Source organism: Acidovorax sp. (genome assembly GCF_016783915.1).
Lineage (GTDB): Bacteria > Pseudomonadota > Gammaproteobacteria > Burkholderiales > Burkholderiaceae_C > Acidovorax.
Window position 1 is genome coordinate 1 of sequence record NZ_JADHVT010000012.1, and the last position, 17370, is coordinate 17370.

The following is a 17370-nucleotide window of genomic DNA, read 5'->3' on the forward strand; positions in this document are numbered from 1 at the left end:
AGGCCGGGGCCGCACACAGCACCCGCCGGTGCTCTGCCGCCAGCGGCAGTGCGACCAGGCTCGAATCCTGGGGATTGCCATAGCGAAAGGCGGCGTCCACAGGCTCGCTGTACACGTTGGCCATGCGGTCCGACAGTTGTAGTCGGACGGTGATGCCCGGGTGCTCGGCTTGGAACTCGTCGAGCCAGGGCAACAACACATTGCGCCCCAGGTCGGATGGCGCCGCCAGTTGCAGCGTGCCGCTCAGCGCACCCGCCCGGCCGCTGGCCAGCTGCCCCTGCACCTGCTGCAGCGCGGCCAGCGCGGGGCGGCAGTGCTCCAGAAACAACGTGCCCTCTGGCGTGAGCCGCAGGCTGCGCGTGGAGCGCACAAACAGCAGCACGCCCAGCTCCGCCTCCAGCCGCTTGAGCGCCGCGCTGGCCGCCGCAGGGGTCAAGTCCAGCGCCCGGGCCGTGGCCGACAGACTGCCGCTGTCCACCGTGCGCACAAAGATGTCGAGGTCTTGCAGGCTTTTCATCGCGGGTTGGGGTGTTGTTGGTCCCATTTTCAATTTTCGATTGAATATTCATTCAATCTGTCGTCTATTTAAAAACAAACCCAAAAGGCCAATCATCGGGGCATCTCCTTTCAGACACAGGACCACCCATGAAAGCCATCGGCTACCAAACCGCCCACCCCATTGACCACCCCGAGTCGCTGCTCGACATCACCCTGCCCGACCCCGTGGCCGCTGGCCGCGACCTGCTGGTAGAGGTGCACGCCGTCTCTGTGAACCCCGTGGACACCAAGGTGCGCAAAAGCAGCTCGCGCAGCGGTGACGGCCCCGACTACAAGGTGCTGGGCTGGGACGCCAGCGGCATCGTGCGCGCCGTGGGGCCGGAGGTGACGCTGTTCCAGCCCGGCGACCGCGTCTGGTACGCAGGCTCCATCGCACGCCAGGGCACCAACAGCGAACTGCACCTGGTGGACGAGCGCATCGTGGGCCACGCGCCGAAGTCGCTGGACTTTGCCGAGGCCGCCGCACTGCCGCTGACCACCATCACCGCGTGGGAGCTGCTGTTTGACCGCCTCGGTGTGGCCCCTGGCAAGCAGCCCACCCACAAGACCCTGCTCATCATTGGCGCGAGCGGCGGCGTGGGCTCCATCCTCACGCAGCTGGCGGCGCGGCTCACCAGCCTCACGATCATCGGCACCGCATCGCGCCCCGAAACGCAGCAGTGGGTGCGCGACCTGGGCGCCCACCACGTCATCGACCACAGCAAACCGCTCACTGAGGAGCTGGCCCGCATCGGCCACCCCACGGTGGACATCGTCGTGAGCCTCACGCAGACCGACGCGCACTTCGACCAGATCGTCGAGGCCATCGCGCCGCAGGCCCAGTTCGCGCTGATCGATGATCCGGTGTCGCTCGACGTGACGAAGTTCAAGCGCAAGTCCGTGTCGGTGCACTGGGAGCTGATGTTCACCCGCGCCCTGTTCGGCACCGCCGACATGATCGGCCAGCACCGCCTGCTGACCGAGGTGGCTCAGTTGGTGGATGCGGGGCTGATTCGCACGACGCTGGACCAGCGCTTTGGAACGATCAATGCCGAGAATCTGAAGCGCGCGCATGCGCTGATCGAGAGCGGCAAGGCGCGGGGCAAGCTGGTGCTGGAGGGGTGGGTCTGAAGAACTGCGGGCCATGCAGGGGGCGTAGCACCACCCGCGCGACAGATTGTGTGTCGGACTGAAAAATACTGTATTTATAAACAGTCTTTCAGGTATAAATCAGGGCACCACAACCCGAGGAGACCTCCCATGCTGGACCACATGACCTTCCGCGTCACCGACATCGCCCGCACCAAGGCGTTCTACGCCGCCGCCCTCGCGCCTTTGGGCTACAGCCTTTGCTTTGAAGGCAACTACGGCTCGAACATGCTGGGCTTTGCCTACCCGGACCCGGTCGAACCCGACGGCAAAAAGGCGGATGTGTGGTTCATCGACGGCCCCTCGCCCTTTGGTGGCCCACCCGCCACCACGGGCTGCCATCTGGCGTGGCGGGCGGCAACGCGGGCCCAGGTCGATGCCTTTTACCGCGCCGCCATGGAAGCCGGGGGCCAAGACAACGGAGCCCCGGGCCTGCGGCCCGACTACCACCCCCACTATTACGGCGCCTTTGTGATCGACCCCGAGGGCAACAACATCGAGGCGGTGTGCCACCTGCCTGAATAGTGGATGGGCCTGCTTGGGCCAGCGGCCTGCCAGGCTGAAGGGGTGGAGAGGCTCGGCAGAGCCAAGCCACCGAGTGCGCCCAAGTGCTGCGTGATCAGTCCAACTTCACGCCCGCCGCCCTGATGATCTCGCCCCAGCGCTTGGACTCGGCCCGCGCCATGGCGCGGAACTGTTCGGGCGTGCCGGGCAGGGCTTCCATGCCGAAGTCGTTCATGCGCTTGACCACGGCAGGGTTCAGCAGGGCCTTGTTCAGGTCACCGTTCAGGCGCGCCGTGATGGCGGCAGGCAGACCGGCGGGCGCCAGGATGCCCTGGAACGCGAACACCTCGGTGTTGGGCACACCGGCTTCGGCCAAGGTGGGCACGTCCGGCAACGCGGCCACGCGCTTGGCCGAGCCAATGGCCAAGGCGCGCACCTTGCCCGAGGTGATCACCGGCAGGCCGGCGGCCAGGTCCAGGAACATGCAGGGCACCTGGCCACCCATTACATCCTGCAGCGCGGGCGCGGCGCCGCGATAGGGGATGTGGGTGAGAAAGGCCTTGGTGCGGTTCTTGAACATCTCCATCGCCAGGTGGTGCGGCGAGCCGTTGCCGGGCGATGCGTAGTTGAGCTTGCCGGGGTTGGCGCGTGCGTAAGCGAGGAATTCCTTCACCGTCTTGGCTTCGAACGCCGGGTGCACCACCAGCGCCAGCGGGAAGCGGCTGATGCCGCCCACGTAGGTGAAGTCCTTTTCTGGGTTGAACGGCAGCTTGGTGAACAGGTGTTCGTTGAAGGCCAGCACGGCGTTGTCGGCCGACATGAAGGTGTTGCCGTCGGGCTTGGCGGTGGCCACCATCTGCGCGCCGATGTTGGTGGACGCGCCGGGGCGGTTGTCCACCACGATCTGCTGGCCCAGCGTCTGGCGCATGGCCTCGGCCACGGTGCGCGCCAGCACGTCGGTGCCCCCACCGGCCGGGTACGGCACCACCCAGCGCAGGGGCTGGTCGGGCCAGGCAGGTTGGGCGGTGGCCCAGGGTGCGGTGGTGGTGGCGCCTACGGCGGCCAGGGCGGACAAGAGGGTGCGGCGTTGCATGGGATTGTCTCGCTGATACTATGAATTTGATAGCTGCAGGCGCATGTTCATCTATCGCAAGCAGCCGTTTTTATTCAAATTTCGCTCTGCGAGGCACTCAGGCGGCCGGGGCTGCAATTGTTTGGTCGATGGCACCAAAGATGCTCGCGCCGTCCTTGCCCTTGACCTCGATGCGGATGGTGTCGCCAAACTTCATGAACTCGGTGCTGGGCTTGCCGTCCTGGATGGTTTCGATGCAGCGCTTTTCGGCGATGCAGCTGTAGCCCTTGGGCCACTCCATGCGGCCGTTCTGCTCCACGCCCTTGTTGCTGACGGTGCCGCTGCCCACGATAGAGCCGGCGCGCACGTTGCGCGTCTTGGCGATGTGGGCAATCAGCTGGCCGAAGTGGAAGGTCATCTCGGGGCCCGCGTCGCACATGCCGACCTTGCGGCCGTTCCAGGTGGACTGCACGGTGAGGTTGACGCGGCCGTGGTCCCAGGCATCGCCCAGCTCGTCCAGCGTGACGGCTACGGGGCCGAAGGCGGTGGCGGGCTTGGCTTGGAAGAAACCGAAACCCTTGGCAAGCTCGGCGGGAATCAGGTTGCGCAGGCTCACGTCGTTGGCAATCATCACCAGGCGGATGCCGTCCAGCGCCTGGTCGGCGTTGGTGCCCATCTTCACGTCACCGGTGATGACGGCGATCTCGGCCTCGAAGTCGATGCCCATGGCTTCGCTGGGTACCACCACGTCGTCGCAGGGGCCGATGAAGTCGTCGCTGCCGCCCTGGTACATCAGCGGGTCGGTGTAGAAGCTCTCCGGCACCTCGGAGTTGCGCGCTTTTCGCACCAGTTCCACGTGGTTGATGTAGGCCGAGCCATCCGCCCACTGGTAGGCGCGGGGCAACGGGGCCATGCACTGGGCGGGGTCGAAGGGGAAGGCGTGGCGCGCGCGGCCGCTGTTGAGCTGGTCGTACAGGTCCTGCAGCTGGGGCGAGATGAAGCCCCAGTCGTCCAGCACCTGCTGCATCTTGCTGGCAATGCCGGTCGCATAATGGGCTGTGCCCAGGTCGCGGGAGACGACAACCAGTTGGCCGTCGCGCGAGCCGTCTTTGTAGGTAGCGAGTTTCATGGTGGCAGGACCTTTGTCTCAGAAGGGTTGATGGGCACCGCTAGCGAAGATTACGCTTGGGTAAATTGATTTAACTAAACAAAACTCGCAAATTTTAGTGCACATGGACAAAGAACGTGCAGGAATTCAATCGGTCGAGGTGGGTTTTGCCCTGCTGGAGGGGCTGACACGCTCGCGCGGGCCGCTCATGCTCAAGGATGTGGCGGCCTCTGCGGGCATGAGCGCAGCCAAGGCGCACCGGTACCTGGTGAGCTTTCAGCGCCTGGGCCTGGTCACACAAGACCCGCGCACGGCGCGCTATGACTTGGGGCCTGCGGCGCTCAAGCTGGGGCTGGCGTCGCTGACGCGGCTCGATGGCGTGCGCCTGGCCCGCGAACGCATGCCCGCGCTGATGGAAACCATCGGCCACACACTGGCGCTGGCGGTGTGGGGCAATCACGGCCCCACCATCGTGCATTGGGAGGAGTCGCCCCAGGCCGTCACCGCCAACCTGCGGCTGGGCGATGTGATGCCGCTGCTGTCGTCGGCCACAGGCCGGTGTTTTGCGGCCTACATGTCGGCCGAGGTGGTGGCTCCGCTGCTGAAAGACGAGCTGGCCCGCGCCGTGAAGATGCGCCGCACCGACCTGCCCGCCACCATGGCCGAGGTGAACGCCCTGCTGGCCGAGGTGCGCGAGCGCGGCGCCGCCCGCGTGGTGGACACGCTGCTGCCCGGCATCGTCGCCTTCTGCGCTCCAGTGTTCGACGCCGATGGCCACCTGGAGCTGGGCATCACCACCCTGGGCTCCATCGCCACCTTTGACCCCGAATGGGGCGGCGCCATTGATGCGCCACTGCGCGCGGCCGCAGCCCAGCTGTCCAGCGACCTGGGCGCGGGCAGCGCCTGACGGCCCCGTTACCCACACGCAAGCAGCGAGCAGATGCCACGGCGCGCGCTGGTTCTCATCACGGCCCTGGTGCTGGCCCTGCACTGGCTGGTGCTCAGCGGCATGCCCCTGGCCTGGGACAGCCCTGCGCAGCCGTCCAGCCAGGTGTTCAGCACGCGCAGCATCGCGCCCGCACCGCCCCCACCGGCCGTTGCGCCCTCCGGCGTGACCGCCGTGCCCGTAGCCGCACCGCAGCCCCCAGCCCGTAAAAAGACGCCCTCCCCCAAGCGCCCTCCAGCCCCTGCAGCCCTGGACCGTCCCGATCCCGTACCGGCGGTTGCTCCCGTCGCGGGGGCCGACGCGCCTGCGGACACCGGTGCCGCAACCACTGTAGCCAGTGCAACTCCTGAGACACCTGCCAACGACGCCGCCCCGGCGCCCGCGCCTCCGGCATCAGCATCCGCAACCCCGCCAGAGCCTGCCACCGAAGACGCCCAGACCGGCACGGGCGTGGACATCCGCCCTCCCGGAGGCACCGGCCGCAGTGCCAGCACCCCACCGCCGCCCGTGCGCATGCCCGACCCCACGCGCCTCGCGTTTGATGTGAGCGGCCAGGCCAAAAAGTTCGCCTACAGCGCCCGGGCCGAACTGCTGTGGCAGCACGACGGCAATCGCTACGAGGCGCGCCAGGAGATCAGCGCCTTCCTGGTGGGCACCCGCACGCAGCGCAGCGTGGGCACCATCACAGGGCAAGGACTGCTGCCCGAAAAGTTCTCTGACAAATCCCGCAGCGAGCAGGCCGCCCATTTCGACTACGCCAAAGGCCGAGTCACCTTCAGCGCCAACACGCCCGACGCTGCGGCAGGGCCAGGCGTGCAAGACCGCCTGAGCCTGTTCATCCAGCTGGGCGCCATGCTGGCCGCAGACCCGGGCCGCTTTGTGCAGGGCACCCAGATCACGCTGACCACCGTGAGCGCCCGCAGCGCCGACCGTTGGACCTTCACCGTGGAAGGCCCCGAAACCCTGGACCTGCCCGCCGGACCCACGCCTGCCCTCAAGCTGCTGCGCCTGCCCCGCAAGGACTACGACCAGAAGGCCGAACTCTGGGTGGCGCCGGGGCTGGGTTATCTGCCCGTGCGCATCAAGCTCACCCAGGCCAACGGCGATTTCGCCGACCTGCTGCTGCGCGCCAGCAGCCCACCCTGAAAGTCCGTTCAAAGCACTGCCTCCGATGGCTCGCGCCGCACGGAGTGTTGCGCCCATACGCCATCCGGGCAAAAAAGCCCCGCGAACCCGGAGTGCTCCGTTTTTCATGAAATACTGCAACGCAGCAGGGGGACAAAAGCCACGGGCTTTACCCGGGCCCCTTGAACTCTGCGCACCCGCTGTCATCTGACATCTATATCGACAAGGGGAACACGATGCACATGCTCTACGACTCAGAATCCTTCGTGGTGGTCCACATGCTGCCCGACGCCGTGGAGAAAAAGAGCACCCAGGTGCTCAACGACACCGCCCCTGCCATTCCCCAGCTTGCGCGCCATGGTTTTGAGATCGTGGACAAACGCTCCGGCAAAGAGGTCTACCTGGACGGCTCTTGGGCCGAGATGTTCCAGGAACAGATCCTGGCCTGGCAGCGGGACACGCCGACCCAGGAAGAAGTGGAAGACGCACTGGACCGCTACGCGGGCCTGGCGCAGAACCCGGTGGTGGTGCACTGACACCGCGACAAAGGCCGGTGCGTTAGCTCAGCCTACCGAGCCTTCGTGTGCGCTGGGCGGATAAATCCGCCGGTACAGCGGGTCCACCAGCATCAGCACCGCAATCAGCCGGCACACCTGGAACGCCGTCACCACGGGCACCCCCAGCTGCAGCACTTTGGCCGTGATGGCCATTTCGGTAATCCCGCCGGGTGAGGTTCCCAGCAGCAGGGTGACCCAGGGCAGCCCCGTCGACCATGCCAGCGCGCCGGCAAACAGTGCGCAAACACCCATCAGCACCACGGTGCCCAGCGCCACCGATGCCAGCCATCGTGGCGCGGTGTGCAAAAACTCCGCGCGAAACCGCACGCCCAGGCTCACCCCGATCACGAGCTGGGCAGCATTGACCATGCCCTGGGGCACTGCCGACAGGCTCTGGCCCGCCATGGTCAAGCCCATGGACACCAGCATGGCACCCATGAACCACGGGTTGGCGCGGCCCAGGCGGTCCATGAGCAGCGCGCCCGCACCGGTGAGCAGCGCCATCAGCGCCAGCCCCGGCCAGTTCACCACCCGCAGCGTGGGCGGCAGGATATCGAGGCCATGCAGACCACTGAACTGCAGCGCAAATGGAATGGTCACGGTAACGATCAACAGCCGCAGGCTGTGGCTGGCAGCCACCAGGTCGGTGCGCGCGTTTTCGCGCTCGGACAACAAGGTCATCTCGGACGCCGCGCCGATCGCGCCGGCAAAGTAGCTGGTGGCGCGCAGCATGGGGGCGGGCACGCCGTGCATGCGTGGCGCATGCACCCGGTACAGCCACGCACCAAACAGCCAGCCCAGGAACAGCGCCCACACAATGCCCAGCACGATGGCCCACCACAGGCCGCCGATCAGCGCGACCACCTGGGGCGTGAAATACAGGCCCAATGCGGCGCCAATGGTCCATTGCCCGGCATTGCGCAACGGCCCCCAGCTTTCGGTGGGCCCACCGACCATCGACACGACAGAGGTGGCCAGCAGCGGACCAATCATCCAGGGCAGCGGGGTCTGCAGGGCCACACAGGCGGCAGCAGCAGCCCACGCCAGGGCCAGGGTGGCCAGGGTACGAACAATAAAGAGGGGGCACATACGGGAAACGGCAGGCAAGCAAACAGGCGCGGCGGGTCGCACGCGCAACCCCGCAGTATCGCGCGAGCCACCGCCCCTGCAGCCGCCAAGGCACTGCCTAGACGGAACGGCTGGCATCGCCACCGGGCAACGGCCGCGTGGTACGGGGCGCCAAGGAGCCCTGGGGAGCGGCTTGCTTCGAAATTTCAGCCCCAGCGGCCTGATGCGCTAGTCGAATATGCGCAAGAAGCTATATTTTTAATAGCAAATCAGGCAGCACCCCGCCGCGCAGCCATCTCCCGCCCCATCGCGGCAAGGGCTGCGGGTGGCAGCAAAGCGGCAGCAGCAGGGTAGGCCACGCCTTCTTCGGCGGCGATGTGGTCGTCATACCGCATGGCAAAACGGTCCAGCGCGGCCTCGTCCTGGGGCTTGAAGCCGGTGGCGCTTTCGTCCAGCAACGCTTGCAGCACATCGCGGGCCGCTGCCCAGTCGGTGGTCATGGCCACGTGGTCGTGCTGCAAGCGTGTGACCAGCGCCCGGACCTCGGGCGTGGCCTGGGCGAGCAGCAGGGGGAACACATGCAGTTCTTCGTCCTGATGGTGCAGCGGCGCCGCGATGTCGAAATAACGCAGCACATCCCGCGCGGCCTGGCGGGCATCGTGGTCCACGCCCTGCTTTCGCACATGCTCACGCAAGCGGCCCAGCAAATCCAGCGTGCGCTGCACGCGTTCGTGGCAGGCCTCCAGCATGGCAAAAGGCTGCTCAAAGCCCACGGCCGGTGCGCTGAAGCCGGGCAGATGACTTGGCGCAGCGGCAGATACGGATGCCGATACGGGTGCAGATGCGGATGCGGACGCGGGTACGGACGCGTGTGCCATGGCAGGCCTCAGCCAAACCGCACAGGGTGACCCTGGCGGTCAAACGGAATGAACGCCCCATGCGCCCCACCCTTGATCGCATCCACCATGCGCTGCAAGGGCGCCTCGGCATCGGCGCTGGTGGGGGCCTGGTTCAGCGTGCCGGACATCGCCGCCGCAAACACGATCGCCCAGTCGTGACCCGGGGCGGTGAACTGGCGGGCCTCGCCCACCAGTGCGTCGAACGAAGCCAGTTCCTGCGGTGTCTTGTCCACACACATCAGCGGCACCAGGGCACCGCCCTGCCCGACTTCAAAGCGCGCGCGCTGCGCGGGGGTGGCATCGTCCGGCAGCTCTACCGCCGCAAACACAAACAACAGGCGCTGCGGCTCCGGCTGCATGCGTGCGGCCTGCAGCAGATCGTCAAAACTGGAAATATCCATGAAGAAGTCTCGCAATCCAAGAAAGGTAGGGGCTGAAGTACCGGCTTCAAAAACCGGGCACCACGCCCCGTTCGCTATCCAGCGTGCTCACATAGGCACCTGCCGCAGGGCGAGCGCGCGCCGCCTTGCGCGACAACACGGTGCCAATGCTGATGAAACACAGGGCCTGCTCAGACGCCGCCAGCCGAAACAGGGCACGCAGGCTGGCCGCCTTCAGCGCCTTGCCGCTGGTCAGCGCCGAACCGTAGCCCTGCGCAGTGGCCATCAGCAGCATGTTCTGCACGGCACAGCCGGCAGAGACGGTGCGCTCGGCCAGATCAATCTCGGCGTCGCCCCGCTCGGCATCCACCACCGCCAACAGCAACACCGGGGAGCGGTACGCCTTCTCGCGTGCCTGCTCGGCCTGCTCGGGGGTGGCGGCAGAGTCGCGCTTCAGCAGGGCCTGCGCAAACACATCGGCCAGTGGCTGGCGCGCGGCCTGCGGCACGAGGATGAAGCGCCACGGAAGCAGCTGGCCGTGGTCTGGCGCGTGGGCTGCGGCCTGGAGGATCTGCGCCAGCTCGGCCGCGTTGGGGCCGGGCCCGCCCAGGCGCTTGGGCAGGATGGTCTGGCGCGACTGGATCAGCGCCGCCGCCAGCCCGGCCACATCGTCAGGCGCACTGGCCAGCGCCGCAGCCGGCCGCGCACGGGACGATGGGTTCAACGGCCAGGGGATGACAGACATGGGGAATCCTTCCAATGCTTAACGTGTGCGCCGGAAAGGCCGGTGTTGAACCTGCCCGTTCATCCACAGCTCCCCAGGTGCCCACACTGCGTGCAGTAGTCGCAACCGTCCTTGCGGATGACCGCATGGGCCCCACACTCGCTGCACTTCTTGCCCGCCATGGCCTGTGGCACGGCCACGGGCGGTGGGGCGGGCTCGTCCAGCGGCAGTTGCTGCTGCATCGGGTCGGCCACGCGGCGCGCCAGGATGTTCTGGATGGCATAGGCCATGGCCGCCACTTCGGAGTCGTGCCACATGGGCACCAGCGTGCCATCGTCCTTGCGGTGCGTACCAAGGCGCACAGGCCCGCGGTCCCAGGCCACCTTGCGCATGTCAGACAGCGCCCTCTCCAGAAAGCCGCCCCGCGCCGCCAGCGACAACATGCGCATGCTGGACGTGATCCACTGCTGCGACTCGCCGCTCTGGCCCACCGGCATGAAGAACTCGATGGCGCGGTCGACCGTGCCGGTGCCCACGCCCGTGGGCACCGGCAGGAAGGAAACGATGAGGTACAGCGTCTTGTGACCTTCCTGCGTCCAGTATTCAAGCTTTTCCGCCACCGCCGAGAGGCCCCCTTGCGGACGGCTTTCGATCACGGTGCGCATGGGGTCCACCGGGGGTGCGGGTGGCGCCACAGGCGCAGCAGCGGGCGCGGGCGCAGGTACCGCATGGGTTTCGAGCACCGAACCCAGAATGCTGTTGGGCCGGTAGGTGGCCAGACCCTTGAGCTTGGCGCGCCAGGCCTGGAGGTACAGGTCCTTGAATCCTTCGTAGGGGTAGTCAGCGGGAATGTTGACGGTCTTGGAGATGGCCGTGTCCACAAACGGCTGCACGGCCTCCATCATGGCGATGTGGCCTTCGGCGGGCATGGCGAGGGCAGAGACGAAATAGTCCGGCAACGCCTGTACATCCCCGCCCAGCTCGCGGTACACGCGCCAGGCGTGGTCCTCCACCGCGTACTCGGTGGTGCTGCCATCAGACTCGCGCTTCTTGCGCTTGTACATCCACGAAAACGGCGGCTCGATGCCGTTGGAGGCGTTGTCGGCAAACGCCAGGCTCACCGTGCCCGTGGGGGCGATGGACAGCAGGTGGCTGTTGCGAATGCCGTGCTCATGGATCAACGCCTTGAGCGATTCGGGCAACCGGCTCGCAAAGGTGCCCTGCGCCAGGTACCCCCGCGCGTCAAACTTCGGGAACGCCCCTTTCTCGCGCGCCAGCTCCACTGACGCCGCATAGGCCGCATCGCGCATGGATTCGGCAATGCGGGCGGCCATGGTGCGCCCCTCGGGCAGGTCATAGCGCAGGCACAGCATGGCCAGCGTGTTGCCCATGCCCGTAAAGCCCACACCGATGCGGCGCTTGGCCATGGCCTCGTCGCGCTGCTGCGGCAGCGGCCAGTAGGTCACATCCAGCACGTTGTCGAGCGCGCGCACCTGCAGTGCCACGGCGCTGGTAAAGGCATCAAAGTCAAACGCGGCCACACCGCCGAACCCGAACGGATGACGTACGAAGCGCGTGAGGATGATGGGCCCCAGGTCACAGCAGCCGTAGGAGGGAAGTGGCTGCTCACCGCATGGGTTCGTCGCCGCGATCTCCTCGCAGTAGTGCAGGTTGTTGTCTTCGTTGATGCGGCCCAGAAACAGGATGCCAGGCTCGGCAAAGTCGTAGGCCGATTGCATGATCGTGTCCCACAGCTCGCGCGCGGGCACGGTGGCATACACCCACAGGCCATCGGCACGCTGGCGGGCGCCCTGTGCCAGCAGGGCGGCACCGGGGCGGGCCTTGTGCACCAGCTCCCACGGCGCGTTGTTCTGCACCGCGTGGATGAATTCGTCTGACACACCCACCGACACGTTGAAGTTGTTCCAGCGGCCTGGCGTGCGCTTGGCGGTGATGAACTCGTGCACATCGGGGTGGTCGATGCGCAACACGCCCATCTGGGCGCCGCGGCGCGCGCCAGCGCTCTCCACGGTGGAGCAGGACTGGTCGAACACGTTCATGTAGCTGCACGGCCCCGACGCCATCGAGGCCGTGGCCTTGACCTGCGCGCCCTTGGGCCGGATGCGGGAGAAGTCATAGCCTACCCCCCCACCACGGCGCATGGTCTCTGCGGCCTCGCGCAATGCCTCGTAAATGCCAGGAAAGCCCTCGTCGTCCACGCCTTGGATGCAGTCACCCACGGGCTGCACGAAGCAGTTGATGAGTGTGGCCTGGATGTCCGTGCCCGCTGCGCTCATGATGCGGCCAGCGCCGATGGCGCCTGCCTTCAGGTTGGCCAGGAACAGGGCTTCGTATTTGTCGCGAAGCTCTGGTTTTTCGACCGAGGCCAGGGCCCGCGCCACGCGCTGGTACAGCTCGTCGGCAGTGGTTTCGCCAGGTTTGAGGTATTTCTCCCGCAGCACATCCAGGCTGATGGGCTGCAGGGAAGAGATGAGGCTGAGAGGGGGCTGGGGTTCGCGTTTCATGGGGCCGATGATTTGGGTTTCACACTGAAACGGGGTTGCGTTCCATCAAGGAGCGCTCATTCCACTCCGAATGCCGACGCATGGCAAGCAGCTGACTGCTCACTCGTCCACCAGCACCTGCCCATCGTGCTCCACGTAGGGCTGGTAGGGGCCGGTGCCGCTGTGGTCCGACTGCGACGCGGGCACAAATCCACCGGTCTGGACGTCGAACACATGCACTTCGCCGTCCTCGATCACATAGTGCCAACCGTGCAGGCTGATCTGGCCCGACTGCACCCGGCTGCGCACCATGGGGTACTCCATGAGGCGCTCCAACTGCAGCACCACCGCGCGCTGTTCAGTGCGGCGCAATACCTCGGGGCCTGGCTGCATGGGCAACAGGGCCTCGCGCCCCAGGTCCAGCCAGCGGTTGAGGTTGGGAGCCTCGGGCGACACCTCACCATACATCGCCTTGATGGCCCCACAGTGACTGTGGCCGCACACCACGATGCGGCGCACCTGCAGGTTGAGCACCGCAAACTCGATGGCCGCCGTGGTGCCATGGTGGCCATGCGACCCGTCGTACGGTGGGATGAACGCCCCCACATTGCGCACCAGAAACAACTCGCCCGGCCCCGCACCTGTCAGCAGGTAGGGCACCAGGCGGGAGTCGGAACACCCGATGAACAAGGTGGTGGGATGCTGCCCTTCGTCCACCAGCGCCTGGAACTGCTGGCGGTACTGGGGGAAAGCGTCGTCATGAAAGCGGCGCAAGCGGTCCAGCAACTCGTCGGGCATGGGCAGGCAATCGGGTAAAGGTGGTGGGCGGAGCAACTACTGTACGAGTGGTGTGTCGGCCGCGTCCAGCGCCACCCCTTCGACCACGGCGGCGCCCGCCAGCAGCTGCAGGTACTGGCGCAGCGCGTTCACCCAGGCCTGCTGGCGCAGGGTGAGCGCGATGGCTTGGCGCACGTCCTCGAACGAGGGCTGTTGCCCCGGGTCGCGGGCCACCACCTCCACCACATGCAGGCCGAAGCGGCTGTGCACCAGGCGCGCCAGCACGCCGATCTCGGCGCTGCCAAACACCTCGCGCGCGAACTCGGGAGCACAGTCGGCGCGGGTCAGCCAGCCCAGGTCACCGCCTTGCTGGCCACTGGGGCAGTTGGACCACTGGGCGGCGGCCTTGGCGAACTGGGCGCCGCCATCGTCGGCGCAGCGCAATTCAATGAGCAAGGCCTCGGCCCGCAGGCGCAGCTGTTTCACGTCAACGCCTGGCGTCACCGCAAACAGCACATGGCGCAGTTGCGCGCGCTCACCTTGGGCATGGGCTGCGGGGTGGGCCTCGTGGTATCGGCGGCAGGCCTCCTCCGACGGATCGGGAATGGGCAGCTCAGTGTCCAGCAGTTGCTCGATGGCGTTGGAAGCCTCTGTGCTGATGGCGCCCTGGACACCCGGCACATCGTCTGCCGACAGCAGCCCCGCCTGCTGGGCGGCCTGGCGCAGCAGCTCGGTGCAAGCGCGTTGGCGCAGTGCCTCTTCGTCCAGCCGCTCGTGCGGGGCATTGAGTGCCACGCCGTTGATGCGTGCGATTGCCGCCACCGCCCCGCCCATTGCGCCCGCCACGGGTGTCGGGGGGGCTTGCAGGGGCACATCGGCCATGGTTGCAGCCAGGGCCTCGTAGGCGGCAGCCTGCGTGGGGGTCAGCGTGCTGGCAGGGGCTGCCGCAACAGTGCTGTCGGTGGAGCCGCATCCGCAGCTCCCGGTTCCACATCCGCTCATGGTGTGCTCCTTGATAGTCGGTGTATTTCAGGCGCGGCGGTCTTGCGACTGCATGTGGCCTGGGGGCAGATTCAGGCGGCGCGCACGCACCACCTGGTAGGGACGCAGCACATAGGCCAGCGTGCCAAAGCCGCTCCACACATGCACTAGGCGGGTGAACGGGAAGACCAGGAAAATCGTCATGCCGAGGAACATGTGGGCCTTGAAGATCCAGCCCGCCTCGGCCAGCAGCTCCACCCCGCCGCTGCGGAAGGTCACCACGCGCTGCCCCCACTCGGCCAGTTTCATCATCATGGAGCCATCCAGATGCTGCGCCGACATGGGAATGGTCGCCAGGCCCAGCGCCAGTTGCATCCACAGCAGCACGAGGATCAAGATGTCGCTGGTCTTGGACGTGGCGCGGATGCGCGCGTCCGACAGGCGGCGGTGCAGCAGGATGGACAGGCCGATGAAGCCCAGCACGCCAGCGAAGCCGCCCGTCACCATGGCCATGATCTGCTTGGCCCCCGCACTGATGAAGTGCTCGTACAAGAAGTGGGGCGTGAGCATACCGACCGTGTGGCCAAAGAACAGGAACAAAACGCCGATGTGAAACAGGTTGCTGCCCCAGCGCAGGCTGCCGGTGCGCAGCAGCTGCGATGAATCACTCTTCCAGGTGTACTGGTCACGGTCAAACCGCACCCAGCTGCCAATGAAGAAAACGGCCAGGCAAATATAGGGATAGATGCCAAACAACAGGGTGTCAAGCCAGGCGGTCATGCTGAGACTCCTTCGGGTGCCCGCTCGGCGCGGGGGGTACGAACAAAATGCAGAGGCTGCGGTTGGTCGGGCTTGGACTGGCCCTGGGTGCTGCAACCGCCAAACGCTTCGGGCTCAGCCCAGACTTCATCCATGGGTGGCTCGGGAGTGAGCGCCACGGACTGCACGCGCTGGCCCGACACTTCGAGCACGGCGGCGATCACGCTGGCATAGGGGCTGTTGCGCGCGACCAATGCGCTGAACAAGGCATTCAGGATGTGGGCCATTTCGCCCAGGAACTCCCTGGCCACTTCGGGCGGCTGGGTGGAGGCGAACTCCAGCACCACGGGCAGGTGGTCGGGCAGCTCCTCCGCCTGAAACTGCAGGCCGGCCTTTTCGTAGGTCTGCAGCAGGTCGATGAGCGCCGGGCCCCGGTCGCGCGAGTCGCCGTGCACATGCTCGAACAGGTGCAAAGAAGTCTGGCGGCCGCGATCGAAGTTGTCCACGTAGCGGGCTTCGGCTTCGAGCGGGTCGAGTGCAGCCAGGTGCTCGCACACCGCGTTCAGCTCCTCCATGCGCTCGGCCGTCAGGGCTTGCTCGGTCTGCAGCGCATCGATGAGCTGCGGCATCACGCTGCGCAATTGCGCATCGGGGTAGCTCAGCAGGTAGCCCAGGGCGCGCAGGGTCAGGCGCACGGAGGTCGGGTTCTTCTTGAACATGGTGATTCCTTCCTGTGTGCGATCAGACCGTGGCCTTGATCGGGATCGTGCGGGGCTTCTTGCCGCCGAACATGCTGGTCTCAGTGGCGCCATCGGAGCAACCGTTGCCAAACGAGAAGCCGCAACCACCCCGGATGTCAAACGCGTTCTCGGCGTACTCGCGATGGGCTGACGGAATGACGAAGCGGTCCTCGTAGTTGGCAATCGCCATCACGTGGTACATCTCTTCGACCTCGGCCATCGACAGGCCCGCCTGCTTGAGCACCGACAGGTTCTGGCGCTGCTCCACATGCTTGTCTCGCTGGTAGGTGCGCATGGCCAGCATGCGTTCCAGCGCCCGCACCACGGGGCCGGTGTCACCAGCGGTCAGCAGGTTGGCGAGGTACTGCACAGGAATGCGCAGTTGCGACACGTCCGGGATCTCGCCATTCACACCCACATGGCCGGCATTGGCGGCCGCCGTGATGGGCGACAGCGGTGGCACATACCAGACCATGGGCAGCGTGCGGTACTCGGGGTGCAGCGGCAGGGCCACCTTCCAATCCACCGCCATCTTGTAGACGGGGCTGTTGCGGGCGGCGTCCATCCAGCTGTCCGGGATACCGTCGATGCGGGCCTGCTTGATGACGTCGGGGTCGTTCGGGTTCAGGAAGATGTCGAGCTGCGCCTGGTACAGGTCGCGGTCGCGCTCCACGCTGGCGGCTTCCTGGATGCGGTCTGCGTCATACAGCAGCACGCCCAGGTAGCGGATGCGGCCCACGCAGGTTTCCGAGCACACGGTCGGCTGGCCCGCTTCGATGCGGGGGTAGCAGAAGATGCACTTCTCGGCCTTGCCCGATTGCCAGTTGTAATAAATCTTCTTGTAGGGGCAGCCTGAGACGCACATGCGCCAGCCGCGGCATTTGTCCTGGTCGATCAGCACGATGCCGTCTTCCTCGCGCTTGTAGATCGAGCCGCTAGGGCACGATGCCACGCACGCCGGGTTCAAGCAGTGCTCGCACAGGCGGGGCAGGTACATCATGAAGGTGTTTTCGAACTGGCCGTAGATGTCCTTTTGCACATCGTCGAAGTTCTTGTCCTTGCTGCGCTTGCTGAACTCACCGCCCAGGATTTCTTCCCAGTTCGGGCCCCACTCGATCTTCTCCATGCGCTTGCCGGTGATCAGGCTGCGCGGGCGGGCCGTAGGTGCGGCCTTGCTTTCAGGCGCCGACTGCAGGTGGTCGTAGTCGAACGTGAAGGGCTCGTAGTAGTCGTCGATCTGCGGCAGGTTGGGGTTGGCGAAGATGCGCAGGAGCAGCTTCCACTTACCGCCCTGGCGGGGGGCGATGGAGCCGTCAGGGCTTCGCACCCAGCCGCCGTTCCACTTGTCCTGGTTTTCCCATTCCTTGGGGTAGCCGATGCCTGGCTTGGTTTCGACGTTGTTGAACCAGGCGTATTCCACCCCGGGGCGGCTGGTCCAGACGTTCTTGCAGGTGACGGAACAGGTGTGGCAACCAATGCACTTGTCCAGGTTCAGCACCATGCCGATTTGTGCGCGAATTTTCATCGTGTTTCTCCTTGG

18 protein-coding genes are annotated in these 17370 nt (G+C 66.1%); 5 read left to right on the forward strand and 13 right to left on the reverse strand.

Annotated elements, in window-relative coordinates:
• Positions 1-517 (reverse strand): LysR family transcriptional regulator (locus ISS20_RS04450; RefSeq protein ID WP_291434087.1); only part of this gene is annotated, 517 nt, incomplete at its 3' end.
• Between the two features lie 128 nt (positions 518-645).
• Here ISS20_RS04450 and ISS20_RS04455 point away from each other — a divergent pair.
• Together ISS20_RS04455 and ISS20_RS04460 are read left to right on the forward strand one after the other, a co-directional pair.
• Positions 646-1668 (forward strand): zinc-binding alcohol dehydrogenase family protein, encoded by a 1023-nt coding sequence (locus ISS20_RS04455; RefSeq protein ID WP_291434089.1) that lies wholly within the window; start codon positions 646-648, stop codon positions 1666-1668.
• A gap of 129 nt (positions 1669-1797) precedes the next feature.
• Positions 1798-2211 (forward strand): VOC family protein, encoded by a 414-nt coding sequence (locus ISS20_RS04460; protein WP_291434091.1) that lies wholly within the window; start codon positions 1798-1800, stop codon positions 2209-2211.
• Between the two features lie 94 nt (positions 2212-2305).
• Here ISS20_RS04460 and ISS20_RS04465 read toward each other — a convergent pair whose 3' ends face one another.
• Complete coding sequence (locus tag ISS20_RS04465) at positions 2306-3283, reverse strand: tripartite tricarboxylate transporter substrate binding protein (protein ID WP_291434093.1); 978 nt, start codon at positions 3281-3283, stop codon at positions 2306-2308.
• Between the two features lie 97 nt (positions 3284-3380).
• Positions 3381-4391, reverse strand: a complete 1011-nt coding sequence (locus ISS20_RS04470) for a fumarylacetoacetate hydrolase family protein (RefSeq protein WP_291434095.1) — start codon at positions 4389-4391, stop codon at positions 3381-3383.
• A gap of 103 nt (positions 4392-4494) precedes the next feature.
• On the opposite strand from ISS20_RS04470, the gene ISS20_RS04475 reads away from it, so the two are divergent.
• From ISS20_RS04475 to ISS20_RS04485, 3 genes are all read left to right on the forward strand, one after another.
• Positions 4495-5277, forward strand: a complete 783-nt coding sequence (locus ISS20_RS04475; RefSeq protein ID WP_291434098.1) for an IclR family transcriptional regulator — start codon at positions 4495-4497, stop codon at positions 5275-5277.
• Positions 5278-5310: 33 nt separating this feature from the next.
• Positions 5311-6462, forward strand: a complete 1152-nt coding sequence (locus ISS20_RS04480) for a DUF3108 domain-containing protein (RefSeq protein ID WP_291434100.1) — start codon at positions 5311-5313, stop codon at positions 6460-6462.
• A 215-nt stretch (positions 6463-6677) separates the two neighbouring features.
• Positions 6678-6977, forward strand: coding sequence for a DUF3567 domain-containing protein (locus tag ISS20_RS04485; RefSeq protein ID WP_291434102.1), 300 nt, complete (start codon positions 6678-6680; stop codon positions 6975-6977).
• A 27-nt stretch (positions 6978-7004) separates the two neighbouring features.
• On the opposite strand, the gene ISS20_RS04490 is transcribed toward ISS20_RS04485, so the two are convergent.
• From ISS20_RS04490 to narH, 10 genes are all read right to left on the reverse strand, one after another.
• Positions 7005-8087, reverse strand: coding sequence for an AbrB family transcriptional regulator (locus ISS20_RS04490; protein ID WP_291434104.1), 1083 nt, complete (start codon positions 8085-8087; stop codon positions 7005-7007).
• 248 nt (positions 8088-8335) lie between these two features.
• Positions 8336-8815: a hemerythrin domain-containing protein gene (locus ISS20_RS04495; RefSeq protein WP_291434178.1), complete on the reverse strand. Its 480-nt coding sequence runs from the start codon at positions 8813-8815 to the stop codon at positions 8336-8338.
• 137 nt (positions 8816-8952) lie between these two features.
• Positions 8953-9366, reverse strand: coding sequence for a ribonucleotide reductase subunit alpha (locus tag ISS20_RS04500; protein ID WP_291434106.1), 414 nt, complete (start codon positions 9364-9366; stop codon positions 8953-8955).
• A gap of 46 nt (positions 9367-9412) precedes the next feature.
• Complete coding sequence (locus ISS20_RS04505; RefSeq protein WP_291434107.1) at positions 9413-10090, reverse strand: nitroreductase; 678 nt, start codon at positions 10088-10090, stop codon at positions 9413-9415.
• Positions 10091-10149: 59 nt separating this feature from the next.
• Complete coding sequence (locus tag ISS20_RS04510) at positions 10150-12594, reverse strand: adenosylcobalamin-dependent ribonucleoside-diphosphate reductase (protein ID WP_291434109.1); 2445 nt, start codon at positions 12592-12594, stop codon at positions 10150-10152.
• A 99-nt stretch (positions 12595-12693) separates the two neighbouring features.
• On the reverse strand, positions 12694-13371 hold the full coding sequence (locus tag ISS20_RS04515; RefSeq protein ID WP_015012284.1) for a carbonic anhydrase: 678 nt from the start codon (positions 13369-13371) through the stop codon (positions 12694-12696).
• A gap of 36 nt (positions 13372-13407) precedes the next feature.
• Positions 13408-14184: a peptidylprolyl isomerase gene (locus ISS20_RS04520; RefSeq protein WP_291434181.1), complete on the reverse strand. Its 777-nt coding sequence runs from the start codon at positions 14182-14184 to the stop codon at positions 13408-13410.
• Between the two features lie 195 nt (positions 14185-14379).
• A complete protein-coding gene (narI, locus tag ISS20_RS04525; protein ID WP_291434111.1) occupies positions 14380-15111 on the reverse strand; it encodes a respiratory nitrate reductase subunit gamma in 732 nt (243 codons plus the stop codon).
• Entirely contained in the window at positions 15108-15809 is a 702-nt protein-coding gene (narJ, locus tag ISS20_RS04530) for a nitrate reductase molybdenum cofactor assembly chaperone (protein ID WP_291434112.1), read from the reverse strand. Before narJ ends, narI begins: the two co-directional genes overlap by 4 nt.
• A gap of 22 nt (positions 15810-15831) precedes the next feature.
• Positions 15832-17355 carry a nitrate reductase subunit beta gene (gene narH / locus ISS20_RS04535; protein WP_291434114.1) on the reverse strand — a complete coding sequence of 508 codons (1524 nt, stop codon included), beginning with the start codon at positions 17353-17355 and terminating at the stop codon, positions 15832-15834.
• Positions 17356-17370 lie beyond the last annotated feature (15 nt).

What these genes read in the sequence shown, in the direction of transcription:
- ISS20_RS04480 (WP_291434100.1), top strand. Translation starts at nt 5,311, where the DNA reads ATGCCACGGCGCGCGCTGGTTCTCATCACGGCCCTGGTGCTGGCCCTG.
- ISS20_RS04470 (WP_291434095.1), bottom strand. Translation starts at nt 4,391, where the DNA reads ATGAAACTCGCTACCTACAAAGACGGCTCGCGCGACGGCCAACTGGTT.
- ISS20_RS04465 (WP_291434093.1), bottom strand. Translation starts at nt 3,283, where the DNA reads ATGCAACGCCGCACCCTCTTGTCCGCCCTGGCCGCCGTAGGCGCCACC.
- ISS20_RS04505 (WP_291434107.1), bottom strand. Translation starts at nt 10,090, where the DNA reads ATGTCTGTCATCCCCTGGCCGTTGAACCCATCGTCCCGTGCGCGGCCG.
- ISS20_RS04495 (WP_291434178.1), bottom strand. Translation starts at nt 8,815, where the DNA reads ATGCTGGAGGCCTGCCACGAACGCGTGCAGCGCACGCTGGATTTGCTG.
- narI (WP_291434111.1), bottom strand. Translation starts at nt 15,111, where the DNA reads ATGACCGCCTGGCTTGACACCCTGTTGTTTGGCATCTATCCCTATATT.
- ISS20_RS04515 (WP_015012284.1), bottom strand. Translation starts at nt 13,371, where the DNA reads ATGCCCGACGAGTTGCTGGACCGCTTGCGCCGCTTTCATGACGACGCT.
- ISS20_RS04500 (WP_291434106.1), bottom strand. Translation starts at nt 9,366, where the DNA reads ATGGATATTTCCAGTTTTGACGATCTGCTGCAGGCCGCACGCATGCAG.
- ISS20_RS04485 (WP_291434102.1), top strand. Translation starts at nt 6,678, where the DNA reads ATGCACATGCTCTACGACTCAGAATCCTTCGTGGTGGTCCACATGCTG.
- narH (WP_291434114.1), bottom strand. Translation starts at nt 17,355, where the DNA reads ATGAAAATTCGCGCACAAATCGGCATGGTGCTGAACCTGGACAAGTGC.
- ISS20_RS04475 (WP_291434098.1), top strand. Translation starts at nt 4,495, where the DNA reads ATGGACAAAGAACGTGCAGGAATTCAATCGGTCGAGGTGGGTTTTGCC.
- ISS20_RS04460 (WP_291434091.1), top strand. Translation starts at nt 1,798, where the DNA reads ATGCTGGACCACATGACCTTCCGCGTCACCGACATCGCCCGCACCAAG.
- ISS20_RS04520 (WP_291434181.1), bottom strand. Translation starts at nt 14,184, where the DNA reads ATGGGCGGGGCGGTGGCGGCAATCGCACGCATCAACGGCGTGGCACTC.
- ISS20_RS04510 (WP_291434109.1), bottom strand. Translation starts at nt 12,594, where the DNA reads ATGAAACGCGAACCCCAGCCCCCTCTCAGCCTCATCTCTTCCCTGCAG.
- narJ (WP_291434112.1), bottom strand. Translation starts at nt 15,809, where the DNA reads ATGTTCAAGAAGAACCCGACCTCCGTGCGCCTGACCCTGCGCGCCCTG.
- ISS20_RS04455 (WP_291434089.1), top strand. Translation starts at nt 646, where the DNA reads ATGAAAGCCATCGGCTACCAAACCGCCCACCCCATTGACCACCCCGAG.
- ISS20_RS04490 (WP_291434104.1), bottom strand. Translation starts at nt 8,087, where the DNA reads ATGTGCCCCCTCTTTATTGTTCGTACCCTGGCCACCCTGGCCCTGGCG.